Source organism: Williamsia sterculiae (assembly GCF_900156495.1).
Classification (GTDB): domain Bacteria; phylum Actinomycetota; class Actinomycetes; order Mycobacteriales; family Mycobacteriaceae; genus Williamsia_B; species Williamsia_B sterculiae.
On sequence record NZ_FTNT01000005.1, the window covers coordinates 64,148 to 90,165 of the forward strand.

The following is a 26,018-nucleotide window of genomic DNA, read 5'->3' on the forward strand; positions in this document are numbered from 1 at the left end:
CGTCCGACCCATTCGGGCGGCCCGGTGTCGGGGGTGATGATCTCGGTGATCCACCCATGCTCGCTGTCATTGACCTGGGCGTGATCGGCATCGCACGCCAGGGCGAGCACGTCGATGTCGGTCAACCCACCGTTCTTCCATTCCTGCACGTGGTGCACCGCGGCGCGGGTGGCGGGTTGATCACAGCCGGGGCGGGTGCAGCCGCGTTGGGAGGCGATCAACGCCATCCGTTGATCCGGGTTAGCGAGTCGTCGTTGCCGGCCGAGGAACAACGGCCGGTCCTTGTCGTCCAACAGGGCGAGGAACGGGCGAGACGTCCCGGCCAGGGCGAGGGCGTCCCGGACGGGGAGGGTGCCGCCGGAGGCGGTGGTCGCGATCCCGGTCTCCGCCTCCAACTCCTCCAATGTCATGACCGCGATGACCTGCGCGGGCAAGCCCCGGTGCTGGCCGAGTGCTCCGGACTCGGTGATGGTTCGCAGCATCAGGGTGAACGCATCATGGTTGCGTTGCGCGGTGCTGCGGGTGTCACGTTTCGCCGCGGCGGCAAGAACGTCGGCGTTGGCCTTGTCCGCATCTCCCACCGGTGAGTCGGGGTCATCGGGGTTGTTCATGCCCGGGCGGGCCCATTTCTCGGCCAGCACATCCCACAGGGCTCGGGTCATGGGATCGAGTTCGCCGCGGATCCCGGACATGTGGTCCACCCCCTGGCGACCCAGGGTCAACCCCCGACGGCGTTTGCGGTCGCGGTCGTCGTCATCGACCCCGTCGGGGTCCAGATAGGCCAACATGCGGTGCGCGGCCTTGGTCAACTGGTCCGGGTCCAACATCGCCGCCAACTCACCGAGTTGCTGTTCGGCGGCTTCCCACACCGCCCGGTCATCACGTATCGCGGCCGGAAACTTCGCGATCACCGACCGCATCACCCGCACATGCGCCGCCCCCACCGTCCCGTCGCGTAACAGTGTGGCCATGGTCGGTGCGTACGGCGGCAACGTTTCGCCGGTCAACCCCACCAACGGGGCACAATGCTCGGTGGTGCCGACGCGGGCGGCGGCCTCGGCACCACTCAACCGCATAACTTCTCGCAGATACGCCTTGCGCCGCAACCCTCGTTTCGCCGGTAACCCGCGCTCCAACATCTGCGTGGTCAACGCTACCTGCACCGCTTCATCCCGCCGGGTCTGCCGCTGCAACCGCTGCGCCGTGGTCACCACCTGTTCGTCATCCACCTCCACAAACGACTTGTCGACCAATCTGTCAGACAACGCTTCTCGAACGGACAACAACTCGTCGGTGTCCAAGTCCGCCAGCGCAGCCAACACCGACGACAGGCCGGATGCAGGGCCCGCTCCGTCATCAGGTGTCGCATAGGGGAACATGTGTTCGACACTACCGGGCGGTGCAACCGGGTGCCACCCTTTATCCACAACCAACAGAACGGAAATGGATTCACATCACCAGCCACCACCCATGACAGCGGTGAGACCTTCTCGCAGATCGTCGAGGTACCACTCCCTGGCCTCCAAGGACGGGAAATGACCGCCGCGAGCGGGTGCACGCCAGCGGACAATCTGCCGGAACCGCTGCTGAACCCAAGGGCGCGGATACTTTTCGATGTCCCGCGGGTACACCGTGATCGCGGTCGGCACATCGACCCGAAGTTCTGGATCGAGTGAAGCGTGGCTCTCGTAGTAGATCCTGGCCGCCGATGCACCCGACCGGGTCAGCCAATACAGGGTGACGTTATCGAGTAGCCGATCGCGCGAGATCGTCTCGAAGGGACTGTCGTCGGTGTCTGTCCACTCGGCGAACTTGTCCAGAATCCAGGCGAGCAGTCCGACTGGCGAGTCGACCAAGGAGTATCCGATGGTCTGCGGCCGAGTCGCCTGCTGTCGTGCGTAAGCAGTGCCATTCCGCCAGAAGTCGCGAGTCTCTTCGGTCCACCTGCGCTCGTCTGACGTCAAGCCGTCCGTCGACAGCCCGGGTGCCGCCTGCGCCAAAGTGGTATGGACACCGATCACGTTGTCCGCGAATCGTCCGCCCAGAATCGTCGTGATCACTCCGCCCCAGTCCCCGCCGTGCGCGAGGAATCTGTCGTAGCCAAGTCTGGCCATCAGTTCCACCCATGCGGCAGCGATCTTTTCCGTACCCCACCCGGTGGTCACCGGCTTGTCGCTGTACCCGAATCCGGGCAATGACGGCGCCACCACGTGGAACGCGGGACTGGACATCTCGTGCGGATCGGCCAGTTCGTCGATCACGTCGACGAATTCGACAACACTGCCCGGCCAACCATGGGTCAGGATCAGCGGGGTCGCGTCCGCACGGGGTGAGCGCCGATGCAGGAAGTGGATTCCAACGCCGTCGATGACGGTGCGGTACTGACCGATCTCGTTGAGGCGAGCTTCGAAACATCGCCAGTCGTGACCGGTGCGCCAGTAGTTCACCACGTCGACGAGGTCACCAAGAGGAACACCCTGATCCCATCGACCTGGGTCGGGTGCCTCCCGAAACACGGTTTCTGCCTCGGGTAGCCGCGCTGCGGTCAGCCGGGCCCGGAGGTCCTCGAGGTCACTGTCGGGTGCGTGTGCGTTGAAGGGCTGGACATCGCGGGTCATGAGACCTCCCTTCTGTGGAACCGCCTAAGACGGTTCTAGCACCGCGGCGCCTCCGCGGCAACCGGCTAAGGTGGTTCCATGGCTGCCGAGTACCCCGAGTTCCGTCTCGGCAGTGTGCTGGCCACCAGCTTCACGGCGACCCTGACCGAGCGTCAGGGACAGAGGCTGGAACGCATTCCCGTACCGCAGCGGTTGGCGGACTGGTTCGACGTCTCGGGACTCGCGGTCGAGTCCTGTTCCGCCGACAACCTCGCAGTGGCCGTGGAGCTCCGGGAATCCATCCACACTGCATTCACCGCCGCGGCGTCGCGGTCCGCACCTCCCGCGTCCGCGGTCGAGGTGATCAACGATCGGAGCATCCGCGGCAACGCCTCAGCGGTTCTGACATCTGAACTGACCCGGCGGTGGGTACTCGATTCCGCTGCGCGCGTCGAGGACGCCTTCGGTGTCATCGCCGCCGACGCGATCACCATCCTCGCCGGCGATCGCGACGGACGGCTCGCCCTCTGTGCCTCCCCGACCTGCCGAGCCGCGTTCTTCGACACCAGCCAGAGCCGCACACGTAGATGGTGCGACATGAACACCTGTGGGAATCGTCAGAAGAAGGCGCGGCTCAAGTCTGCGAGAGCGCAGGGCAAGTCAGCACGTTGAAGCCACTCTGAATCCCGTTCACGGAGTCCAGCGCACGCTTACGATGAGCGGACGACGCTGCGAGCGATCCCAACGGTGAGCGCGCACGATCATGACAGAATGCGCCTGTGACAGACCAGCGTCGGCACTGGGTGACGACGCCACACCGGTTGTGGCGGGTGGCGCACGTGACTGCGACCATCGGTATCCCTTGGGTGCTGGCTGTCTACTACTTGGTTTCGCAGCCGCATACGATTACAGGCGAAGCCGACCTAGTTGCCGACTTCCACGCGAAGGCGGCGGTCGCAGCGAGTGTTCTCCTCTTGAGCACTATATTCTTGCGTCTCTCCGGTCGCGGGGTTGCCGCGACCGTCCCCTTCGCAGTGATGTGGATGTCAGCGCTGACGTTCTCCATCTTCCAAGTGCGTGAATACAGCGGCGAATACGTCTGCGAGGATGAGCTCTGCATACCCGATTTCGGCCTCTACCTTACTGCCGTCCCATTCGCCGTTGCAGTCTCTGTCGCCGTAGTGAGCTCGGCCGTGACCAATCGGTTCCTGCGAGATCACGGCGAGGCCGTACCTGATGAATATAGGTGAGTTCGCGCCTCGGCTCCACGAGTAACCCGTTCTCCGAGACGGCTAACGAGACACTGAGTAAAACCTGTTTGTGGGTCTGATGGACTCTGCCCCAACGACGCCGGTTGCGGCGCTGTGGATTCAGCCCTCGCGCTGTTGCCTGCGGGTCCACTTCCAGTCTGGCCAGTTGAACGCTGTTCGCCCGGGTCCACCGCGCTTGACCGAGTATCAGTCGACGGCAACGCGCCGACGTCGAACAATCACGCGTGCCACCCATGTCTTTTCCGATGGTAACGATCCCGGCTGCGACCACCGATACAACAGGTGTCGGGCACACAAGCGAAGGGAATCAGCATGGGCGACAGCAATCCGTTCTTGGGCGTCGGCATCATCATCGCCATTGTGGTCTCAACCGTGGCCGGAGGCATCGTCTTGCTCGGCCACGCCTTGGGCCTCAACTAGACCACCGGCTCCGGTCCGGAGTGGAAAGCCTAGAGACAGCATGACTTTACGGTTCTGTGCCGATGTGTCACCAGCGGATTGGATCACGAACAGCCAAGATGACTGGAACGACCTCGCGTTGTTCGGGCCGTCAGGATTCGCCGGGTACGCACGCCTGCGTTTTATGCCGGATCCCGCTTACGCAGGCCAGAGCATCAATGATGCTCCCACCGCCAACCACCGCGCACACCACGACTCCGACACCACCCAAATCGCCAGGCTGTGCGCAGCGCTGGAGACTGCGACCAGCACACCCGCGGACTGCTACTTCGCCATCTGGGAGGGCTATCACAGGGTGGTGTCTCCGCTGCCGGGTGGTGCTCGGATGCGCATACCCAACCGTGGCTACCACCTCTACCAGGGGCCCCTGTCGGAGGCACAACGGTGGACCACACATGATGATCGACGCACAGCGCCGGAATTGGTCAACCATCCCGCCTTCGTGTGGCCGGCAGACCACGCCTGGTGCGTGGCATGCGACACCGACCCGCACTGGGCCGGGATCGGCGCAAGCGAACACACAATCGGCACGCTCGTGGCCCGCGACGACATCGACGTGGTCCGCGCACACCGCAGCGGACCGTTCTACACCTGACGAGCAACCCAGGGCCACACCGCCTCTGGTGCTCGTCATCTACGTCGGTGCGGCGACAACACCACTCTGTGTGCGCACACAGGTCCCGCGCCGCTGTCACAGCCACGCGAAATTCGCGAGCTCCATACAATGCACAAAGTCAGGCTACGTTTCCGCAACCTGACCTCTGCACCCGAACTGAGCTGAACCGCTCGTGGTGGGCGAAGGGGGACTTGAACCCCCACGTCCCGAAGGACACTGGCACCTGAAGCCAGCGCGTCTGCCATTCCGCCACTCGCCCGTGGCTGCCCTCCGCAGCGTGGAACCGCACTGCATTTGGACCTGAGAACGTTAGCACGCGGGACACCTGCGACGAAAATTCGTGCCGCCCGCGACCTGCTGACCACATCGTCCCTGGTCAGGGCGGCACCGAGCGGCGCACAGCCACCGGAACGCCGCTGAGGCAGGTGTTGCAGACGGTGCTGATGACTACGCAATGTCACTTTCGCGGCCCCGGGTCGCTATCATCAAAACGCACTATTGGCACGTCGACACGCTGAACGCGGGAAGGGGGTCATCCATCATGGGAATCCTGCAGCGCTTGGAACGCAAGCTCGAGAGTGCCGTCGATGACGGCTTCGCCCGCGTCTTCGGAGGCAAGGTCGCCCCGCAGGAGGTGGAGAACGCCCTCCAGCGCTCCGCCGAGGATTCGCTGGAAAGCCTGGGCGACGGCAGCCGCCTGGCGTCCAACTCCTACACGGTGGTGGTCAGCTCCACCGACTATGACGAGATGGCCGCGGAGTACGAGCTCAATCGCAAGGCGTTCTCCAAGCATCTGGAGAACTTCATCCACGACAACGGCTGGCAGACCTACGGTGATGTGGTCGTCGAACTCGAACAGTCGCCGGCACTGCACACCGGTATGTTCCGTGCCCATGGGCGCGTCGACCCCGACGCCCGCCCGATCCCCGTGCGTGGGACGAACCCGACTGCACACAACAACTCGAACGCAGAAGCAGGAGCCGTGCCCATGACTCACAACTCCGGATACGACCAGCGCCGTGGCTACGAGGGCTCCGACCGTGGCTATGACCCGGGCAACTACCAGCCCGAGGGTCGTGGCGATCAACCCCAGCACGGTGACGACCGTGGGTACGACGACCACCGCGGATACGACCAGGGTCCCGACCAGCGGTACCAGCAGGGCTACGACCAGCAGGGGGGTTACGACCCTCGCTACAGTCAACAGCAATACGGGGACCAGCAGCAGTACGGACGCCAGGACTATGCGCCGCACGACTACGGACGCCAGCCCGGCTACGACCAGGCCGACCACGGTGACTACGGCCGCGGATACGAGCAGCCCTACCAGCAGGGCGGCTACCAGCCCGGTTACCAGCAGGGCGGTTACGACCCTCGGTACGCACCCCAGTACGAACAGGGCTACGCCCAGGGTGGCGGATACGGCGGCCAGCAGGGCGGGTACGCGCTCGCCGGGTACGACCAGGGTTACCAGCAGGGTTACGCCGGTGGGAACTACGCCCCGACCGCGGTCACCCTCGTGCTCGAGGACGGCAGCAACCGCACCTTCCAGCTGCGCGATGGTTCCAACGTCATCGGTCGCGGTCAGGACGCACAGTTCCGCCTGCCCGACACCGGTGTGTCGCGGCGGCACGTGGAGATCCGCTGGGACGGCCACACCGCACTGCTCAGCGACCTGAACTCCACCAACGGCACCACCGTCAACGAGGTGCAGGTCTCCAGCTGGGAACTCGCCGACGGTGACCGCATCCGTGTGGGCCACTCCGACATCACCGTCCGGTTCCAGTAGGTCGCAACCGTCCGGGACGGCCGCGTCACACGGGCAACCGCCGTCCGGTCAGAGGCGACGATCCGATAACAGTCGCCGATCTCGGCGAGCGTCGCCTCGGCCGATTGGTAGAACTGCCAGACCCGGGCCCTAAGATGCAGTCGACAAGAGTGGTCTGCGACGCACAGTGGTCGACGACCGGCGATGCGCGATGCGCACACGACCCGCGGAGGTGAACGGCGAATGCAGGGCATAGTTCTGCAGCTGACGCGCGTCGGCTTCCTGCTCCTGCTGTGGCTGTTCATCTGGGCGGTGCTGCGAGTCCTGCGTAACGACTCCTACGCCGCGACGGGCCAACGGCCGCTCGCCCGTTACGCCCGGCCCACCAAACGCAAGGACGGCCGCACCAAGGGCGCCGCCCGGCATCTGGTGGTCACCCACGGCGCCCTGGCCAACACCCGCATCAACCTGGGCACCCAACCCATTCTGCTGGGTCGCGCACCCGACTCCACCCTGGTCCTGTCCGACGACTACGCCTCCGAACGCCACGCCCGGCTCTCCCCGCGCGGCGACGACTGGTACGTCGAGGATCTCGGCTCCACCAATGGCACCTACCTCGACCGCGCCAAGGTCACCACCGCTGTTCGCGTCCCGATCGGCACACCCGTCCGGGTGGGCAAGACCGTGATCGAGCTGCGCCCGTGACACTTGTCCTGCGCTACATCGCGCGCAGCGACCGCGGGCTCGTGCGGTCCAACAACGAGGACTCGGTGTACGCCGGTGCCCGACTCCTCGCCCTCGCCGACGGGATGGGCGGCCACGCGGCGGGTGAGGTGGCCAGCCAGCTCGTCATCCAGGCCCTGCGTCCGCTCGACGAGGACGAACCCGGCAACGATCTGCTCAGCCTGCTCGACGACGCCACCCGGCAGGGCAACGAGGCCATCGCCGCTCAGGTGCAACGCTCCCCCGAACTCGATGGCATGGGCACCACGCTCACCGCCATCCTCTTCGCGGGAAACCGCGTCGGGCTGTGTCACATCGGCGACTCCCGCGGTTACCTGCTCCGCGACGGCTCGCTCACCCAGATCACGCGAGACGACACCTTCGTCCAGACGTTGGTGGACGAGGGCCGGATCACCGCCGAGGAGGCACACACTCACCCGCAGCGGTCGCTGATCATGCGGGCGCTCACCGGCGCCGAGGTGGAACCCACGCTGACCGTCCGGGACACCCGCATCGGCGATCGCTACCTGCTGTGTTCAGACGGATTGTCCGATGTGGTCAGCGAGGAGACCATTGCCGACACCCTCGGCAGCGTCAGCGACAACAAGGAATGCGCCGACCGGCTCATCGAGCTCGCCTTGCGCGGTGGCGGCCCCGACAACGTGACCGTGGTGGTCGCCGACGTGGCCGACGTCGACTACGGCGAGCACCGGCCGATCATCGGCGGTGCCGCGGGCGGCGATGACGAGGAGTACGTCCCGGACCCACGCACCGCGGCCGGCAGGGCCGCGGCTCTGCGCCCGCCCCGCGAGGAGCCTCGCCGCCCCGACATCGAGGCCGAACCGATCGACACCCGCAGGCACCCGCGCCGCAAGTGGTATGTCGGGTCCGGAGTGGTGCTCGCCCTGATCGTGGTGGTCGCCGGCATCTTCACGGCGAACTCCTACATCCGTTCGCACTACTTCTACGTCGGTGTGCAGGGTGAGAACGTGGTGGTCTACCGCGGTATGCAGCAGTCGTTCCTCGGCATCGGCCGCGGTGAGGTCAGTCGCGCCACCTGCGTGCGCAATCTGAACACCGAGGCACCCACCATCGACTTCGTCGACAGCGGCACCGCCGACGCCGACTGCACGCACCTCGTCCTCGACGACGTCGCCGACAACTCCCGGGCCGCCGTCACCGGGACCCAGCCGTCGACCAGCCTGAACGAGGCCCAGGACCAGGTACGCCGGGTCGAGTTCAAGCCACTGTGCAAACCGGCTCGACCCGCCACCCCGGCCCCCGGACAGCCCGGCACCCCCGCGCCGCCGACCACTCCGGGGGCACCACCGACGACGTCGCCGGCGCCCACCCCGTCCACCGCGGTGTCGACGTCGGCCGTACCGTCCACGAGCGACCAGGAACCCGGCTCCTGCCGGCAGGGCGGTCGCTGATGTCGCAGGCTGCCGTCACCCAGTCCCCACCGTCGGGGCCGATCCGGGTCAGCACCGGACGCAACAGCGAACTGCTGATGCTGGTCCTCGCCACCGTGCTGTTCACCTTCGCGCTGGTCAACGTGGAGACCGCGCAGGAACAGAAGGTGTCCTGGGATCTGCTGAAGTACGTCGGCGCGTACCTTGCGCTCTTCGGCATCGCCCACCTCGTGGTGCGCCGGTTCGCCCCGTACGCCGACCCCCTGATCCTGCCGCTGGTCGCCGCGCTCAACGGGTTCGGTCTCGTGCTGATCCATCGCCTCGATCTGGGAGCCGGTCGCACCGGCGAGACCGTCAACGCCACGGTCGATTCGCACAACGCCGATCAGCAGGTGCTGTGGACGGTGCTGGGCGTAGTCGTGTTCTCGGCGATCCTCATCTTCGTCCGCGATCACCGCACGCTGTCGCGGTACAGCTACATCCTCGGCCTCGGTGGTCTGCTGTTCCTGGCCATCCCCGCCCTGCTGCCGTCGTCACTGTCGGAGATCAACGGGTCCAAGAACTGGATTCGCACCCCGCTGTTCAACATTCAGCCCGGCGAGTTCTCCAAGATCCTGCTCATCGTGTTCACCGCGTCGTTGCTGGTGTCCAAGCGCGACCTGTTCACCACCGCGGGCAAACACTTCCTCGGGATGGATCTGCCCCGGGCCCGTGACCTCGGGCCGCTGCTGGTGGCGTGGATCGTGACCATCGGGATCTTCGCGCTGGAGAACGACCTCGGTGGTCCGCTGCTGATCTTCTCCACCATCCTGGTGATGCTGTACGTGGCCACCGGGCGCATCGGATGGGTGATCATCGGCATCGTCCTGTTCACCGTGGGCGCGGTGCTGGCCTACGAGCTGTTCCCGCACCTGCAGGTCCGGGTCGCGGTGTGGCAGGATCCGTTCTCCGACTTCGACGGCAGGGGCTACCAGGTGGGTCAGGCACTCTTCGGCCTGGCCACCGGTGGGGTGTTCGGCACCGGACTGGGATCGGGTCGACCCAACATCGTGCCGTTCGCCAACAGCGACTTCATCATCGCCACCGTGGGCGAGGAGCTGGGCCTGGCCGGTCTGGCGGCGATCGTGCTGCTGTACCTCGTGCTGATCGTCCGTGGCCTGCGCACCGGTCTGACCGTGCGTGACAGCTTCGGCAAGCTGCTGGCCACCGGGTTGGCGTTCACCATCGCCGTGCAGATCTTCGTGGTCATCGGCGGCGTCACCAAACTGATCCCGCTGACGGGCCTGACCACACCGTTCCTGTCCTATGGCGGATCGTCGCTGCTGGCGAACTACGTGCTGATCGCGATCCTGCTTCGTGTCTCGAACGCCGCCCGCGAACCCGACGGAGAGAAGAACGGGCCGAAGAAGAAGCCCGCGACACCGTTGCCGCAGGCTCCCACCCAGGTGGTGAAGCGATCGTGAACGTCTCCATCCGCCGCGTGGTGATGGTGGTGATGGCCATGGTGGTGCTGTTGCTGCTGAACGCGACCTACGTCCAGGTGTTCAAGGCCGACAAACTGCGCAACGACCCGCGCAACAACCGGGTCCTGCTCGACGAGTACTCGCGTCAGCGCGGCCAGATCACCGGTGGTACCGATCTGCTGGCACAGTCGATACCCACCGAGGACCGCCTCAAGTACCTCCGCAGTTACCCCAACGGCAACGACGCGTCGGCGTACGCCTTCGCGCCGGCCACCGGGTACTTCTCGTTCCAGTACGGCAGTTCCGGTCTCGAACAGGCCGAGGACAGCATCCTCAACGGCAACGACGATCGGCTGTTCGGTCAGCGGTTCGTGGACATGTTCTCCGGGCGCGACCCGCGCGGCGGCAACGTGGTCACGACCATCAACCCGCGCGCCCAGCAGGTCGCCTACGACGCCATGCAGAAGGGCTGCTCGGGTGGATGCCGCGGCGCGGTGGTGGCGCTCGCCCCGAGCACCGGCGCGATCCTGGCCATGGTGTCGACACCGAGCTACGACCCGAACAAACTCGCCACCCACGATGCCGACGAACGCGAGAAGGCCTGGAACAGCTGGACCAACGACCGCTACGAGCCGATGCTCAACCGCGCGATCAACCAGACCTACCCGCCGGGGTCGACGTTCAAGATGATCACCACCTCGGCGGCCCTGGGCCAGGGTGTCGACGAGAACACGCGGTTGACCGCGAGCAACACCATCACGTTGCCCGACACCGTTACCCCGTTGACCAACTACGGCAGCGAGACCTGCCCCAACTCCTCGGGTGGCACGGTGAGCCTGCATCAGGCGCTGCAGTACTCCTGCAACACCGCGTTCGTGCAGCTGGCGACGGAGAAACTGCGCAACCCCATCGACTCGTTCAAACGGCAGGCCAGCGCGTATGGCATCGACACGGACACGCCCAACATCCCGTTGGACGTCTCGGACTCGACGGTCGGTCAGATCCCCGACCTGGCCGCGCTGGGTCAGTCGGCGATCGGTCAGCGAGACGTGCGGATCACCCCGCTGCAGAACGCCATGGTCGCGGCGACCATCGCCAACGGCGGCGTGCGTATGCAGCCCTACCTGGTGGACAAGCTGCAGAGTCCCGACCTGAAAACACTGCAGACCACCCGTCCGCAGTCGGTCAACGAGCCGATCACGCCGCAGGTCGCCGCCACCCTCACCCAGATGATGATCGACTCGGAGAAGAACACCAGCGGGTCCGGTGGTGCGATCTCCATCGCGTCGAAGACCGGGACCGCCGAGCACTCGGCGAGCTCGGACGCCGCCGACACCCCGTACGCCTGGTACATCGCGTTCGGTCCGTCGAGCAACGCGCAGGTTGCCGTCGCGGTGATCGTGGAGAACGGCGACCGCGGCGTGCAGTCGACCGGTGGGTCGTCGGCGGCGCCGATCGGACGCGCAGTGATCAACTCGCTGGTAGGAGGTAACGGATGACCTGGGCCGGGCAGCGTATGAGCCGTGCCGCCGACCGCCGTGGTGTCCGTCCGGCGGACACGATGCGTGGTTCCCGCACGCGGGTACCGACGAGGGGTGGGTGCAACCGATGAGCCTGCAGAGTGGGACCACCATCGCCGATCGGTACCGGTTGATGCGACTGATCGCGACCGGCGGCATGGGACAGGTGTGGGAGGCCCTCGACACCCGTCTGGACCGGCGGGTCGCGGTGAAAGTGCTCAAGGCCGAGTTCTCCGACGACCAAGAGTTCCTCGCGCGCTTCCGCACGGAGGCGCAGACCACCGCCCGACTCAATCACCCCGGCATCGCGAATGTCTTCGACTACGGCGAGACGCCGGACCGCAACGGCGGTGCCCCGCTGGCCTACCTGGTGATGGAGCTGGTCAACGGCGAACCCCTGAACTCGGTGATCTCACGGATGGGCCGACTGCCCATCGCCAACTCCCTGGACATGCTCGAGCAGACCGGGCACGCGTTGCAGGCCGCCCACGACGCCGGGTTGGTGCACCGCGACGTCAAGCCGGGCAACATCCTCATCACGCCGACCGGTCAGGTGAAGATCACCGACTTCGGCATCGCCAAGGCGGTGGACGCGGCACCGGTCACCCAGACCGGCATGGTGATGGGTACCGCCCAATACATCTCGCCCGAGCAGGCCCTCGGTGAGGACGCCACCGCGTCGTCGGACGTGTACTCGCTCGGTGTGGTCGGATACGAGGCGATCTCCGGACGCCGCCCGTTCCTCGGCGACGGAGCGATCACCGTCGCGATGAAACACATCCGTGAGGTGCCGCCACCGTTGCCCGCGGACCTGCCCGCGAATGTTCGTGAGCTGGTCGAGACCGCGATGACCAAGGAGCCGGAGACCCGGTACCTCGACGGCGGCGAGTTCGCCGACGCCGTCGCGGCCGTCCGGGCCGGCCGTCGGCCACCACCGCCACGACGAGGGACCGGTGGTCTGGTGGTCCCCCCGGTGCCGCCGCCCTCGACCCGTGCCATGACCTCGGCGCAGCGACCGATGACGTCGCCCCCCACGTCCGGCCGGACCCGCGCCACCCCGGCCCCGCCGGCGACCCAGTCGTCGCGTCGGGCGCCTGCTCCCGCAGACGACGGGCGCTGGACCGGTGGCCAGAAGGCGCTGGCCACGATCGCCGTGCTGCTGCTGATCGCGGCGATCGGGCTGATCGGGTACTGGTTGCTCGGCAACAAGAGCACCGACACCACCCCGACGCCGTCGACCACCCCCACGGTCACCACCACCACCGAGGCCCCCGCGACGACCACCCAGCGCCGGACCACGACGACCGAGGAACCGACGACCACCGAGGAGACGACGCCCACCTCCACCACCGACGAGACCACCGAGGAGACCACGCCCACGTCGGAGGCGACGACCACCACGCCGGAGACCACCGCCACGAGCGGTGGCGGACCCGTCATCAGCATCCCGATCCCCGGCGGCCCGGCCATCACCCTCGGTGCCGGTGAGGCGCAGGCCCCGACCACCGGTGCCGACACCGCGACGAGCACTCCCCCCGGTGGCGTGTGATGTCCACCCCGCAACATCTCTCCGATCGCTACGAGCTCGGTGAGACCCTCGGTTTCGGCGGTATGTCGGAGGTGCACGCCGCCCGCGACCTGCGACTGCACCGCGACGTGGCCATCAAGGTGTTGCGCGCCGATCTGGCCCGCGACCCCACGTTCTACCTGCGCTTCCGCCGGGAGGCGCAGAACGCGGCCTCGCTGAACCACCCGACCATCGTGTCGGTGTTCGACACCGGTGAGGCCACCACACCCGAGGGCCCGCTGCCCTACATCGTCATGGAGTACGTCGACGGTGAGACGCTGCGCGACGTGCTCCGCGCGCAGGGTCACGTCGCACCCCGACAGGCGATGACCTGGATGGCCGATGTGGCTGCGGCACTGGACTTCTCGCATCAGAATGGCATCGTGCACCGGGACATGAAGCCGGCCAACGTGATGATCGACAAGTCGGGTGCGGTGAAGGTGATGGACTTCGGCATCGCCCGCGCCATGTCGGACTCCACATCGTCGATGACCCAGACGTCTGCGGTGATCGGTACCGCCCAGTACCTCTCGCCGGAGCAGGCTCGCGGTGAGAGTGTCGATGCCCGCAGCGACGTCTACTCGATGGGTTGCGTGCTCTTCGAACTGCTCACCGGCGAACCTCCGTTCACCGGTGACTCCCCGGTCGCCGTGGCCTACCAGCACGTTCGCGAGGACCCCCGCTGGCCGTCGGCGGTGCGGCCCGAGATCCCACGTGAACTCGATTCCGTGGTGCTCAAGGCGATGTCGAAGAACCCGGCCAACCGCTACCAGTCGGCCGCCGACCTGCGCGCCGACCTGATGCGAGTGCTCGCCGGCGGCAAACCCGGCGCACCGATGCTGCTGTCCGACGAGGAGAAGACCGGGGTGATCACCACCGGTCCGCGACGTGCTCTGCGCGACGCCGGTGGTGGTCGGGGGGGCAGTTCGGCGCATCGCCGTTCCGACTCCGACGACGATCCGGACGACCGGCCGCGCCGCCGCTCGCGGGCCGCGCGGTGGGGGGTGGCCGCCCTCGTGGCCATCCTGGCGATCGTGGGCGTCACCCTGCTGCTGACCCGTCCGTGGGCCGAGACCTCGACTCCGCAGGTCGCCGTTCCGCCGGTGACCACCCTGACCGCCGATCAGGCACAGCAGGAACTGCAACGCCTCGGTTTCCGGGTGCTGGATCCGCTCGAGGAACCGAGCCTCACCGTGCCGGAGGGCAGGCCCACCCGCACCGCGCCGACGGCGGGGGTGCGGATACCGAAGGGTTCCAAGGTCGCGCTCTACGTCTCGTCGGGACCGCAACGGATACAACTGCCGCCGCTGGACGGCAAGACCCCGCAGGAGGCGATCGCCCAGCTTCGACAGCTCGGCTTCACCAGCACCCCGACGACCCAGAACGTGGTGTCCACGGACGCGCAGAACGGCAAGGTGGTGAGCAGTCAGCCACAGGCGGGCACCAATGCGCGGGTCACCGACCCGATCACCCTGCAGGTGGGCACCGGTCCCAAGCAGGTGGACATCCCATCATTGGTGGGGTTGTCGCAGAGTGCCGCGTCGGCCGAACTCGACGACTTCGGGCTCAAGGTGGGCACGGTGAGCCAGGTCGACTCCGAACAGTCCGCCGGGACCGTGCTGTCGCAGAGCCCGACGTCGGGCACCCAGGTCGACGACGGGACGTCCGTGGACATCACGGTGTCGCGGGGCAACATCTTCCGCGTCCCGGATCTTACCGGGAAGACCTCCGCCCAGGCACGGACCGCGCTGACGGGAGCCGGGTGGAAGAACACCACGCTGACCGAGACCAAGCGCAACGTCCCGTTGGGCAGCCCCGACGACAACCGCGTGCTGTCGCAGTCGCCGGCAGCGGGTAGCGCAGTCCGCAACGACACGACCATCACCATCGTCGTCGGTCGCGCGAGTCTGCTGCCGAACTGACCGGCATCCGCCAGATGAGGGCAGCCTGACCTTGTCACTGCGCCAACGTTTTTCGAGCCGCAGGGCAGCCTGACCTTGCTGGTGGAACGACGGCGGAGGTCGTAGCGTGAGTCGTGCCAGGCGACCGGACAACCCCGTCGCCCGCGACGACTTCTGGAGGATCCCATGGCCACCCTCGAAATGCCCCACGTCTCCGACTGTTCGGTGAGCTCGTGCTCGTACAACCATGACGGCTGCCACGCCTTCGCCATCAATGTGTCCGGTGAGAACGGCACCGCCGACTGCGCGACCTTCATCCCGCTGTCGGTCAAGGGCGGCCTCGACGTCGTCTCACCGCAGGTCGGTGCCTGCCAACGCGCCGACTGCTCCTTCAACGACAACTTGGAGTGCACCGCCGCGGCCGTGCGCATCGGTGCCGGGGAGAGTTCGGACACCGCGAACTGCCTGACCTACCAGAAGGCCTGAGACACACCGGAGAACCGCGGTCGCCGACGCGCCCACTCCGCAGTCGCCCGCCGATCGAGACCGCCCGCACGCCAGGACAGCCCCCTGCGTGCGGGCGGTCTCGTCGTCGCGGGGGGTCAGCCGATGGCGACCGCGACCTCGTCCTCGAGCGCGGCGACCACCGATTCGGACACCGGGAAACCACACACACCGAGCCAGTTGGCGAGCATCCGATGGCCACCCTGGGTGAGCACGCTTTCCGGGTGGAACTGGACGCCATGGATCGGCAACTCTCGGTGCGCCATCGCCATCACGATGCCGCTGTCGGTCTGCCCGGTCACCTCGAGTTCCTTCGGGATGGTCGACGGCACGACGGTCAGCGAGTGGTAGCGGGTCGCCACGAAGGGGTGCGGCAACCCGGCCAGCACCCCGCCGTCGGTGTGCTCGACCAGTGAGGTCTTGCCGTGCAGCAACTCCGGCGCCCGCTCCACCGTCGCGCCGAACGCGGCGCCGATGGCCTGATGACCTAGACACACACCGAGGACCGGGGTCCCGCGTTCGGCGGCCACCGGGACGATCGGCATGGTGACCCCCGCGCGCTGCGGTGTGCCCGGCCCGGGACTGAGGAGCACGCCGTCGTATGCGGACACCGCGGAGTCCAGATCGTCCAGGTGCGGATCGTCGTTGCGCCAGACCTCCACGTCCACACCGAGCTGACCCAGATACTGGACCAGGTTGTAGACGAAGCTGTCGTAGTTGTCGACGACCAGGATGCGGGCGACAGCGGCCGCGTCACCATCGGTCGGGTCTGACGTGCTCACAGCGCTCCAGGCTACCCACTGGGCGAGTACGTGGCCGGTGGAGTCCGGCACGTGGGATCTGCCAGGTGGGTGGGATACCGTGGTCAGACCGACGCCGAGGGGCGCGCGGTGCCCAGACACCCGCGATGCCCTGCCCGTACCCGATCGAGGAAGTCATGCCGAAGTCAAAAGTCCGGAAGAAGACCGATTACACGATCAACCCGGCGAGCCGCACGCCGGTCAAGGTCAAGACCGGTCCATCCAGCCAGATCTACGTGGGCGTGATGCTCGGTCTGATGCTCATCGGTCTCATCTGGCTCATCGTCTTCTACCTGGTGGCCACCCCGTCCGCGCTCGGTGCCGACGGCAAGATCCTGCACTGGATGTACGACCTGGGCCCGTGGAACTTCTTGATCGGCTTCGGCTTCATGGTCGCCGGCCTGCTGATGACCATGAAGTGGCGCTGATCCGGCGCTGAGCTGCAGAAACACATAGATGTAATTCATCCCCAGTGTTGACAGACCCTGTGGACAACTCGCCGCACGCGGTGGAATGGGCTGCCCCGCGTCTGCTCGGTGCCGCGATGGTGGCCGGAGGTATCGGCCTGATCGCCGCCGCCGCGGCCTCCGGGACCGATGCGGCCGGCCTGGTGTTGCTGATGGTGGCGGCGGTGTTGTTGCTCGGCATGGGTGCGACGTCGCTGCTTGTGCGTCCGAAGCTGGCCCTGATGGGCGCACCCGACGACGCCGACGGCATCAGGGTGCGTGGCCTACGCGGCGCGGTCGACTACCCGCGGGCCGCGATCAGCCGGATACGGGTCATCGACCTCGCCCGCTTCGGCCGTCGCGTACCGCATCTGGAGTTCGACGTCCGAGACGGTGCCGGCGACGACCGGCTGATCATGTTGGGCCGATGGGATCTCGGGACGGATCCGGTGGAGGTCGCCAACGCCTTACGTGCGTCCGGGCTCCGCGTCGAGGAGCGGCTCGGCAAGCGCTGAGTCAAGCGGTGACGCCGAGCGCGATCGCCACGACCACCAGGACGACGGTGGCCGCCCATCCGACGGTGTGGGACCGAACCCGGCCACCCAACCTGCCGGGGAGCAGCAGGAACGCGGCCGCGGTGGCCGCGCCGAAGACCAGACCACCGAGGTGCGCCCACAGCGAGATGTTGGGGATCGCAAAGGTGATCGCGATGTTGACCGCGATCAGCGTGAGGACGGGCGCGGGTGAGAGCCGAGCTCGTAACACCACGATGAGGGCAGCACCCATGAGACCGTAGATCGCCCCGGACGCGCCCGCGGCGATATCGTTCGGCGACATCAGCATGACCAGAGCACTGCCACCCAGGAGCGCGGTGCCGTACACGGCCAGGAATCGCGGGGTTCCCATCGTGAGCTCGACGTCGCGGCCGAGGACGTAGAGCGAGAACATGTTGACCGCGATGTGCAACAGGCTGAAGTGCAGGAACCCGGAGGTGAGCAGCCGCCAGACCTCGCCGTCCGCCACCGCGGGCCCGTAGAGCACACCGTCGACGAAGACCTTCGAACCGCCGAAGGCCGAGGCACTACCGGCCTGCGCCGCGCAGATCAGGAAGACCAGGCAGTTGATCGCGATCAGCGCGTAGGTGGCGGTCGGTCGCGCGGCGCCGGTGATCCGTGCCCGGGGGACCCAGCCGCGCTCGGCCCGCACGCAGTCGACGCAATGCTGCCCCACCGACGCGGGGCGAAGGCACTCCGCGCACGCCGGACGCCCACACCGGGTGCAGGACAGGCCTGTCACCCGGCCCGGGTGCCGGACGCACTCGTGTGCGGGGAGCTGGGTGCTCAGCTGATGTCGATCTTCTCGATGACCACGTCGTCGAGCGGCTTGTCGCGCCGATCGGTGGAGGTGGTGGCGATCGCGTCGACGACCTTGCGCGACGCGTCGTCGGCCACGACGCCGAAGATGGTGTGGCGACGGTTCAGGTGCGGGGTCTTGCCGACCGTGATGAAGAACTGCGAGCCGTTGGTGCCGGGACCCGCGTTGGCCATCGCGAGCAGATACGGCTGGTCGAAGGACAACTCCGGGTGGAACTCGTCCTCGAACTGGTAACCGGGGCCCCCGGTACCGGTGCCGGTCGGGTCACCGCCCTGGACCATGAAGCCGTCGATGACGCGATGGAAGATGGCGCCGTCGTAGAACGGGCCGCTGTCACCACCGGATGCGTTGGGGGTCGAGTAGTCCTTGGTGCCCTTGGCGAGGCCTTCGAAGTTGGCGACCGTCTTCGGCGCCTGGTTACCGAAGAGGTCGATGTTGATGTCGCCGTGATTGGTGTGCAGGGTCGCGGTTGCGGTCTTTTGCGGTGTACTCACACCGACCATCTTGCCATTGGCGTCTCACGACCGGACCTGACCTGCGTTCTCTCCCGTGCACCGGGGTGGCGCGGCGCTGGCGTGCGCGGGTGCCGCCTGGCAGGGTGGTACGAACACGAACACCCAGTCATGCCGCTTGAGGGAAAGGTCACCGGAGATGTCGTCTGTTGCTGCTTCGTCGCGAACCGCGCCGGTGGTGTCCGCCGCAGGCAAGGCCGCCAAGTTCGGTGCGCGCGCCTACCTCGGACCCTGGGGTTACCTCGCGGCTCGCGTGGTGGAACACGAGAAGAAGCAGCAGAAGGCGGAGCGTCGAAAGACTGCGGCGCGGTTCGCGAAGTTCGGTCTGATCGGGGTGGCCGTGCTGGGCGCCGGCGGCGCCACCTTCGCCATCGTCCGACGGAGCCGTCGTCAACCGCCAGCGGTCGCACAGTTCCCGCCCCGAGTCCAGGACGTGCCCACCCGTACCCACGCCGATGTGGACAGCACCCCCTCGGCGGACAGCACGTCGTGACGGCGCTCTTCGGTAGGTTGTAGCGCGTGCATCCCGACAACCAGTCCCCTACCCCCCGGCCCGCGGGCGAGACCGCCCCACCGTGGGAGCGGCCGATGCCGCGCCGCCCGGATCAGTCGGGCCGCCATCAGCTGCCGACCGAGGGAGGAGCATCGGACGGCGCTCCGTCGGGTGATGCTGCGCGTTCTGCACCTCCCCTCCCCGACCACCTTCGTACCGACCGGCCGCGGACCGATGCCCCCCGGGGCGGCGCTCCGTATGGCGATGGTCTCCGCGTCGGCGCTTCCCGCCCGCAGACGGACCGCCCCGGCGGACCGGCGCCCACCGGTGGCATTCCCGACCGCCGACCGCCTGCCGCGCCGTATCGTCCGTCGAATACGGACCCGGATGCGCCCCGTACCGAGGTGTACACGCGTCCACCGACAGGACCCACCGCGTATTCCGAGCAACCCCGATCGCGCGATGACACCCCACGCTACGAACCCGAGACGGCCTACAGCCGCAGCCCTGGTCACACCGGCCCCGTCGCCAATGCCCTCGACGACCGCACGACGCGTCACGACGACGTCGAGGACCACGATCCACACGACAGCGCCCACGAGGGCACAGAAGAGGACGGGGAGGCGATGAACGCGGCCGCAGCCCGGCGCCAGAAGCCGGTGAACCGGACGGCGATCGCCGCACTGATCCTGTCGGTTCTGGGCGTGACCGCGATCATCGGCGTGGTGTGCGGCCACATGGCGAAGGCGACCATCCGCCGGACCAAGGAACGCGGCGAGGTGCTCGCGACTGCGGCGCTGTGGGTCGGTTACCTGTACCTCGCTGCGGCGCTGCTCTGCCTGATCGCGTATCTGTACATCGTCAATCAGGCCTGACGCCGCCCCCCGGGTCGGCGACCACCGCAACGGGACTGCACCGGGCGCGCGGTCCCAGCCCACCCCACCAACCCGCGACCACCTACCCCGCAGCGACAGTCACCGGGGTGCACGGCACGTCAGGCGTTCCGACGGGATGCTCGGCGGTACACGGCGGCAGGTTGTCGGGAGTGACCGATGGAACTGCGGACGGCGGCGTGGCGACGGTGGTCGGCGTACCGGCGTCGATGGTCGGTGCGTCCGCACCGGTCGCGACGGTCGATGACGGCGCGGCGGAATCGGTGGCCGACGCACTGTTCGACCCGGCCTGGGGGGTGCCTGTAACCCCGCTCACCACAGTGGTTTCCGTCGAGGTACCACTCGAAGTCGTCGTGGCCGACTGCTGGGCCAGCACCTGCGCGACGCGCTCGTCCACCGACGTGGCGGTGGTGGACGGCTCCGACGTGGTCGCCGCGGTGGAGGTGACGGTCGTCGGATCCGGCAGCTCGTTCGCCGCGATCACCGTGGTCTTGGTGGTCACCGGCGGCTTGCGCAGTACGTCGAGCAACTGATCCCGACCGCTGGTGAGACCGCGGTTCCAGTTGTCCCAGTCGTGGCCGCCGTAGTTCGGCAGAGTGATCACCGAGACGCCCGCCTGCTTGAGCTGCAGTTGCAACAGCACCGTGGACGCAGCTGCCAACGCCTCCAGCAGGATGGCGCTGATCTGGTCCTGCGGGGCGATCTTGGCTTGTTCCTGCGGAGTCAACATCGCGTTACCCGACGACAGGATCAGTACCTGTCCGTTCTCCTTCAGCTTGGCCAGGTTCTTCGACGCGTCGTTGTCCTTCCACGCCGTGCTACCCGGCAGGCCCCACATGTTGACGATGCCGTTGGTGTAGTTCGAGACCACGGTCTGGGTACCGAACACACCGAGCCACCCCAGGGGATTGTCGGTCTGGTAGTAGCCTGACATCGCCTGCACCACACGGAATTGTTCGGGATGCTTCTCGGCCAGGGTGACCGCCGGTCCGGCCGACATCGAGATCCCGACGATCGCGTTGTTGGACGGGCTGACGCCGAACTGCTGCTGCAGGTAGGCGGGAAGCTCCGACGTCAGGAATGTCTCCTGCTTCACCGGGGTGTTGGCCGCGCCGGCGCCGCCCTGCCAGTCCGTGTTGAAGGTGGATGCGCCACCGGCGGGCATCACCAGCGTGGTGTCGGTGCTGCCGTCGTAGACGCGCGCGGCCTGCACATCGGTGGTCCAGGCCGACCGGTCGTCGCGAGCGCGCATCCCGTCGAGCAGATACACACCCTTGTCACTGCCGTTGGAGGCACGGATCTGCACCACCACGAACTTGTTCTGCGACGGCGACCACACCTTGCAGTTCTGCACATAGTTCTTGGAGACGTCCCACGTGCACCCCGGGCGAAGGATCTCCGGGTGGCCGACAAGGGCTTTGGCCTTCGTCTGCGTGAGCAACATGGCAGTCAGGGCGAACAGCACGAGACTTGCTGCGACGCCGATGACGAGCGGCCGGAGAACGGTCGGGCGAGCGAGCACGGAAAGGAAACCGGCACGGGACCAGGCAGTGGTGAGACCCATCGAGGGTGCCCCTTAGAACGTCGGTGGCTGGACATCGTCCCCCGACGATGAGCCGAGCGTAACCCCTGCCGAGCGATAGCGACATGCGGCCCTCGATATTCTCAGGATCGGACCGGCGGACCGGTTCTCACCGGACCTACGCGTCGTCGTAGCGGTAGAACCCCTCACCCGTCTTGCGACCCAGTTTCCCGGCGTCCACGTACTCGTGCAGCAGCCGTCGAGGGCCCTCCGGCAGGTTGGGGTTCTCGGCGGCGTAGTGGTTCTCGATGTCGAGCACCACGTCCAACCCGACCGAGTCCATCATCTGGAACGGGCCCGCAGGCATGTGCCAGTTGATGCGGAACATCGCATCCACGTCGTCGGGTCGGGCAACCCCGTCCGCGACCACCGCCAACGACTCCCGCTTGATGGCCGCCCAGATGCGATTGAAGATGAAACCGGTGCTCTCCTTGAGCGCTTCGAACGGGTACACGCCGAACTCGGGGAGGACGGACAGCAGCGAGTCGAGGGCCGCACGCGAGGTCTGGCCATCCGACATCAGGTCGATCGCATTGGACGACGGCGGCATGTAGAAGTGCATGTTGCAGAAGCGTGATTTGTCCCGGATCCGCTCGTCCATCGTTCCCGAGGCATACGACGACGAGTTGGTGGCCAGGATGGCGTCGGCCGGTACAGCGGCGTCGATCTCGCCCCACAGCGGGATCTTGATGTCCAGTCGTTCCGGTACCGCCTCCACGGCCAGCCATGCACCGTCGGACGCGGTGGCCACCGAGTCGTGGGCGACGGCCTCCCCAGGTTCACCACCGTCTCGCTGGGCGATCACATCAGGCAGTGTCTCCGCGACGTAGTCGACGGCGGCGCGCGCCTGCTCGACATTCGGGTCGTAGATGTTCACGACGCCACCGCGGGTGGCGAACATCAAGGCGATACGGCGCCCGAGGGTGCCTGCACCGAAGACCGCGACCGGTCGGTTGCGGATCTCGTCGAAGGTGTGTCCGTAGGTCATTGTCCGTTCCTTCCACAGGTGTCGCTGAACACGATCATGATTCTCGTCGTCCGTCGGATACGTCGTCATCGTCGGCCGCGAGCGCATCGAGTACCGCGCGTGTCCGCCGATCGCGCCGGACCCGCAACGCCTCGTAGACGTCGGGACCGGTTCCGTAGGTGGCCTCGACCTGGGTGATGAGTCGTTCGACGGCCTCGGCGTCCGTTGCGGGTACACCCGGCTCGATGCCGCCGGTCTGCGCACCCACCCCGGCGAACAGGTGCCGGATGCCACCGGGTCCACCACCGAGCACGTTGCCCTCGAACAGGCCGATGGTGGCCCACCGCAGTCCCAGCGAGTTGCGCAGGATGGTGTCGAGATCCGCGGGTGACACCACCTGAGACTGCACCAGGAACCGTGCCTCCCGAGAGATGGCGCCCTGCAGTCGATTGGCGACGAACCCCGGGATCTCCTTGCCCACGACCACCGGTTCGCGGCCCAGTTGGCGGTAGAGGGCGACTGCGGCATCCGTCGTGGCCGGTGACGTGCGCCGGCCCGGGACCACCTCCACCAACGGCATCAGCTCCGGAGGGTTGAAGGGGTGTCCGACGAGGAGCCGTTCGGCGACGCCGTCGGTCAACCCATCGGCGATCTCGGAGGCGGTGATCGACGAACTCGACGTGGCGAGGATCGCCTGCGCGGGTGCGGCCGCACCGATCTCGGTGAAGAGCTGTTGTTTCACGGTCAATCGCTCGGGCCCGTTCTCCTGCACGAGGTCTGCGGCGCGGACCGCATCGGAGAGATCCGGGGTGACACGCACATCGGCGCCCTCTCCCACACTCGAGGACACCAGCTCTGCGACGTCCGGCCGCGGATCGGTGACGACGACCGTCCAACCGTGCTCGCGCGCCAACCGCGCCCAGGACAAGCCGATGACACCGGCACCGACAACGGCCACGGTGGGCTGCTCGGCGGTCATGACGTCACTCCGACGATGCCGGTGAATGCGCTCCCCGGTACCGAGACGACCAGCCGTTCGGGCGGTGCGTCCGGACGGATCGGGACAGCGCGCACCGTGCCGTCCAGAGCGGTCACGTATGCGACTCCGGCCTCGGTGTCGACGGCGAGTCCGATGGCCTCGGCGAACCCGTGGGCGAGGATGGTGGGAGTCTCACCCAGCTCCCCCACTGCGGGTAGCGGTGCGCGGTTGAGAGTGTTCCCACGCGGTTCGGCTCCGCGATCGGTCCAATAGAGGGTGGCCGAGCTCGAATCGATCCAGAGGTCGATGGGCTCGGGCAACTCCGACCACAGCACCTCCACATCGGTACGCGTGTCGGCGGCCTCACCGGCGGGGACGTCCATGCCGGCGCGGAAGATCCGGCCGGTGCCGCCCTTCGCCGGCCCCTTCTGCGTCCAGTACAGCTGACCGGCCGCCGGGTCCACGGCGACACCGACGCATTGGTCGTCGATACCGACCAACCCGGTGTTCGTCTCCCGGGGACGGACCACCAGGTCGGTGAGCTCCGACCCGTCGAGCTTGGACCGGCTCACCCGTCCGCCCTCGCGATCGCCCCAGTACAGCGACCCGCCGGCCGGGTCGATGTCGAGTTGCTTGCCGGTGGTGATGACGCCCTCGTTCAGAACCACCGCCTGGTCGGACCCGTCGGTCCGGGCCGACCGGATCCCACCGTTGCGGTCGGAGAAATCCGACACCGACCCGTCCTGGTGCGGCTGTCCCATCAACGTCCAATAGATGCGGTCGCTCTTCGGATCTCGGATGATCCCATCCGGGGCGGGCCCGGCGTCGGCGACCACCGTGTGTACGGCCCCGTCGAGGTCCACTCGCCGGATCGCGCCCGCCACGATGTCGAGAACCAGCAGATGATCGAACATGCTCTCCTCCTCAGACCCCGACCACGTCGCGTTCGGCGACGACGGCCGGGTCGGCGTTGTTGACCAGGGCGCTCGGTGATCGCAGCACCGCGTCGGATGCGACAGCACGTCGACGGGCCGCCGCCAGGCCACCGTGGTTGGTGGTCAGGCCGACCAGACGGGCCGCATGATGACCGACCTCGGACTCGTAGGTCATTCCGATCCCCCCGTGCAGTTGGATGATCTCCTCCGCCACCGCGATTGCCGCGTCACCCACGTAGACGAAGGCGTCGTCGGCGACCTGTGTGAGATCGACATCCGCCCGTTGTGCGGAGCCGGCGTACTCCGCCAGTGCGGTGGCGTGCAGCGCCATCGAGCGTGCGAGCTCGACGGTCGCGTACAAGTCGGCCGCGCGATGGACCAACGCCTGGAAGGTCGACAGCGGCACGCCGAATTGTCTGCGGTTCTTCAGGTAGTCGACGGTCAGGGCCAACCCGGACTCCATCAACCCGACGGCCTCCGCCGTCGCGGCGATCCGTGCCCTGGCGAATGCGTCGCGTACAGCGGCCACCGCGTCCGAGTCCGCGTCGCCGAGCAGCGTTGCCGGCGTATCGGAGAAGGTGACCTGCGATGCGTGGGTCCAGTCACCCGTCCGTCCGTCGGCACGAGTGATGCCGTCGGCACCGGCCTCGACCAGCGCGACGCGCATCGACGAGTTCGCGTCGGTCCCGGTCACCAGATAGCTCGTGGCCTGGTCAGCGTGCAATACCGGCGCCTTCACGCCCGAGATGGTCACCACACCGTCCTCACGGGTGGTGATGGCGGTGGTCGGCGCGGTATCCCAGGCGTGCGTGGGCTCGGCGTGGGCTACCGCGACGACGGCGTCACCAGCGGCGAGTGGGCCCAGCAACCCGGTGAGCTGGTCGGGTTGTCCCAACGCGGCGATCAGCCAACCCGGTAGAGCCACCGCGTCGAGCAACGGTTCCGCGGCGGCGTGCCGACCGAGCGCCTCGAGGGTGGCGTACAGCTCCGCGGGGCCCGCTCCCACACCACCGTGGTCTTCGTCGATGGTGAGCCCGGTCAGACCCAGTTCCACCAGGGTGGTCCAGACCCGGGCGTTCCAGCCGAGGACTGACGACGTCGCCGCGGCCCGTCCCCCGGTGGGGTAATCCCGGCCGACCGCGGAGTCGACGGTGTCGAGCAAGAGCTGCTGGTCGTCGTTGAGTTCGAGGTTCATGATGATGTGTCCTTCCGGCGATTGCGCGGTCTGCGGCCCGG

25 protein-coding genes and 1 tRNA gene are annotated in these 26,018 nt (G+C 67.2%); 15 read left to right on the plus strand and 11 right to left on the minus strand.

The genetic code is table 11. The features are described from left to right. A partial coding sequence (locus BW971_RS09795) for an HNH endonuclease signature motif containing protein (RefSeq protein WP_200799402.1) occupies positions 1-1,379 on the minus strand: 1,379 nt, incomplete at its 3' end. Positions 1,380-1,454: 75 nt separating this feature from the next. After that, on the minus strand, positions 1,455-2,618 hold the full coding sequence (locus BW971_RS09800; RefSeq protein WP_076479047.1) for an epoxide hydrolase family protein: 1,164 nt from the start codon (positions 2,616-2,618) through the stop codon (positions 1,455-1,457). Between the two features lie 78 nt (positions 2,619-2,696). Between BW971_RS09800 and BW971_RS09805 the strand changes: the two genes are divergently transcribed. The 3 genes from BW971_RS09805 (at position 2,697) to BW971_RS09815 (ending at position 4,922) form a co-directional block, all read left to right on the plus strand. Further along, positions 2,697-3,269 carry a CGNR zinc finger domain-containing protein gene (locus BW971_RS09805; RefSeq protein ID WP_076479049.1) on the plus strand — a complete coding sequence of 191 codons (573 nt, stop codon included), beginning with the start codon at positions 2,697-2,699 and terminating at the stop codon, positions 3,267-3,269. Between the two features lie 167 nt (positions 3,270-3,436). Further along, positions 3,437-3,847, plus strand: a complete 411-nt coding sequence (locus BW971_RS09810) for a hypothetical protein (protein WP_234974335.1) — start codon at positions 3,437-3,439, stop codon at positions 3,845-3,847. Between the two features lie 604 nt (positions 3,848-4,451). Continuing rightward, positions 4,452-4,922 (plus strand): hypothetical protein, encoded by a 471-nt coding sequence (locus BW971_RS09815; RefSeq protein WP_083709630.1) that lies wholly within the window; start codon positions 4,452-4,454, stop codon positions 4,920-4,922. Between the two features lie 194 nt (positions 4,923-5,116). On the opposite strand, the gene BW971_RS09820 is transcribed toward BW971_RS09815, so the two are convergent. Then, positions 5,117-5,202, minus strand: a tRNA-Leu gene (locus BW971_RS09820). 282 nt (positions 5,203-5,484) lie between these two features. Between BW971_RS09820 and BW971_RS09825 the strand changes: the two genes are divergently transcribed. From BW971_RS09825 to BW971_RS09860, 8 genes are all read left to right on the plus strand, one after another. Then, positions 5,485-6,732, plus strand: coding sequence for a DUF3662 and FHA domain-containing protein (locus BW971_RS09825; protein ID WP_076479056.1), 1,248 nt, complete (start codon positions 5,485-5,487; stop codon positions 6,730-6,732). 222 nt (positions 6,733-6,954) lie between these two features. Beyond that, positions 6,955-7,416, plus strand: a complete 462-nt coding sequence (locus tag BW971_RS09830) for an FHA domain-containing protein FhaB/FipA (RefSeq protein WP_076479372.1) — start codon at positions 6,955-6,957, stop codon at positions 7,414-7,416. After that, complete coding sequence (locus BW971_RS09835; RefSeq protein WP_076479058.1) at positions 7,413-8,867, plus strand: PP2C family protein-serine/threonine phosphatase; 1,455 nt, start codon at positions 7,413-7,415, stop codon at positions 8,865-8,867. The genes BW971_RS09830 and BW971_RS09835 overlap by 4 nt, the downstream gene beginning before the upstream one ends. Further along, on the plus strand, positions 8,867-10,309 hold the full coding sequence (locus BW971_RS09840; RefSeq protein ID WP_076479060.1) for an FtsW/RodA/SpoVE family cell cycle protein: 1,443 nt from the start codon (positions 8,867-8,869) through the stop codon (positions 10,307-10,309). The genes BW971_RS09835 and BW971_RS09840 overlap by 1 nt, the downstream gene beginning before the upstream one ends. Further along, entirely contained in the window at positions 10,306-11,808 is a 1,503-nt protein-coding gene (locus BW971_RS09845) for a peptidoglycan D,D-transpeptidase FtsI family protein (protein WP_076479062.1), read from the plus strand. Before BW971_RS09840 ends, BW971_RS09845 begins: the two co-directional genes overlap by 4 nt. Before the next feature lie 109 nt (positions 11,809-11,917). Beyond that, positions 11,918-13,378: a protein kinase domain-containing protein gene (locus BW971_RS09850; RefSeq protein WP_083709633.1), complete on the plus strand. Its 1,461-nt coding sequence runs from the start codon at positions 11,918-11,920 to the stop codon at positions 13,376-13,378. Then, complete coding sequence (gene pknB / locus BW971_RS09855) at positions 13,378-15,318, plus strand: Stk1 family PASTA domain-containing Ser/Thr kinase (protein WP_076479064.1); 1,941 nt, start codon at positions 13,378-13,380, stop codon at positions 15,316-15,318. The genes BW971_RS09850 and pknB overlap by 1 nt, the downstream gene beginning before the upstream one ends. A gap of 165 nt (positions 15,319-15,483) precedes the next feature. Further along, the gene (locus BW971_RS09860; protein ID WP_076479066.1) at positions 15,484-15,783 is read left to right on the plus strand and encodes a DUF1540 domain-containing protein; all 300 of its coding nucleotides are present in this window, start codon (positions 15,484-15,486) and stop codon (positions 15,781-15,783) included. A 116-nt stretch (positions 15,784-15,899) separates the two neighbouring features. Here the strand turns inward: BW971_RS09860 and BW971_RS09865 are convergent, their stop codons facing one another. Beyond that, positions 15,900-16,583 (minus strand): aminodeoxychorismate/anthranilate synthase component II, encoded by a 684-nt coding sequence (locus BW971_RS09865; RefSeq protein ID WP_076479068.1) that lies wholly within the window; start codon positions 16,581-16,583, stop codon positions 15,900-15,902. A gap of 155 nt (positions 16,584-16,738) precedes the next feature. Between BW971_RS09865 and crgA the strand changes: the two genes are divergently transcribed. Together crgA and BW971_RS09875 are read left to right on the plus strand one after the other, a co-directional pair. Next, complete coding sequence (crgA, locus tag BW971_RS09870) at positions 16,739-17,029, plus strand: cell division protein CrgA (protein WP_076479374.1); 291 nt, start codon at positions 16,739-16,741, stop codon at positions 17,027-17,029. A gap of 44 nt (positions 17,030-17,073) precedes the next feature. Beyond that, entirely contained in the window at positions 17,074-17,562 is a 489-nt protein-coding gene (locus BW971_RS09875) for a PH domain-containing protein (RefSeq protein WP_234974336.1), read from the plus strand. A 1-nt stretch (position 17,563) separates the two neighbouring features. Here BW971_RS09875 and BW971_RS09880 read toward each other — a convergent pair whose 3' ends face one another. Together BW971_RS09880 and BW971_RS09885 are read right to left on the minus strand one after the other, a co-directional pair. Beyond that, positions 17,564-18,391 carry a rhomboid family intramembrane serine protease gene (locus BW971_RS09880; RefSeq protein WP_076479070.1) on the minus strand — a complete coding sequence of 276 codons (828 nt, stop codon included), beginning with the start codon at positions 18,389-18,391 and terminating at the stop codon, positions 17,564-17,566. Further along, positions 18,388-18,924, minus strand: a complete 537-nt coding sequence (locus BW971_RS09885; protein ID WP_200799403.1) for a peptidylprolyl isomerase — start codon at positions 18,922-18,924, stop codon at positions 18,388-18,390. The genes BW971_RS09880 and BW971_RS09885 overlap by 4 nt, the downstream gene beginning before the upstream one ends. Positions 18,925-19,072: 148 nt before the next feature. Here BW971_RS09885 and BW971_RS09890 point away from each other — a divergent pair, with 148 nt between their 5' ends. Continuing rightward, positions 19,073-19,426 (plus strand): hypothetical protein, encoded by a 354-nt coding sequence (locus tag BW971_RS09890; protein ID WP_143690292.1) that lies wholly within the window; start codon positions 19,073-19,075, stop codon positions 19,424-19,426. A 404-nt stretch (positions 19,427-19,830) separates the two neighbouring features. Then, entirely contained in the window at positions 19,831-20,301 is a 471-nt protein-coding gene (locus tag BW971_RS21475) for a DUF4190 domain-containing protein (RefSeq protein WP_159441849.1), read from the plus strand. Positions 20,302-20,383: 82 nt separating this feature from the next. Here BW971_RS21475 and BW971_RS09900 read toward each other — a convergent pair whose 3' ends face one another. The 5 genes from BW971_RS09900 to BW971_RS09920 all read right to left on the minus strand — a co-directional run bounded on the left by BW971_RS09900 (position 20,384) and on the right by BW971_RS09920 (position 25,977). Continuing rightward, on the minus strand, positions 20,384-21,883 hold the full coding sequence (locus BW971_RS09900; RefSeq protein WP_076479074.1) for an alpha/beta hydrolase: 1,500 nt from the start codon (positions 21,881-21,883) through the stop codon (positions 20,384-20,386). A 136-nt stretch (positions 21,884-22,019) separates the two neighbouring features. Next, positions 22,020-22,889, minus strand: coding sequence for a 3-hydroxyacyl-CoA dehydrogenase family protein (locus BW971_RS09905; RefSeq protein WP_076479076.1), 870 nt, complete (start codon positions 22,887-22,889; stop codon positions 22,020-22,022). Between the two features lie 34 nt (positions 22,890-22,923). Next, entirely contained in the window at positions 22,924-23,847 is a 924-nt protein-coding gene (locus tag BW971_RS09910) for a 3-hydroxyacyl-CoA dehydrogenase NAD-binding domain-containing protein (RefSeq protein ID WP_076479078.1), read from the minus strand. Continuing rightward, the gene (locus tag BW971_RS09915; protein ID WP_076479080.1) at positions 23,844-24,761 is read right to left on the minus strand and encodes a YncE family protein; all 918 of its coding nucleotides are present in this window, start codon (positions 24,759-24,761) and stop codon (positions 23,844-23,846) included. The genes BW971_RS09910 and BW971_RS09915 overlap by 4 nt, the downstream gene beginning before the upstream one ends. 10 nt (positions 24,762-24,771) lie before the next feature. Then, complete coding sequence (locus BW971_RS09920) at positions 24,772-25,977, minus strand: acyl-CoA dehydrogenase family protein (protein ID WP_076479082.1); 1,206 nt, start codon at positions 25,975-25,977, stop codon at positions 24,772-24,774. Positions 25,978-26,018 lie beyond the last annotated feature (41 nt).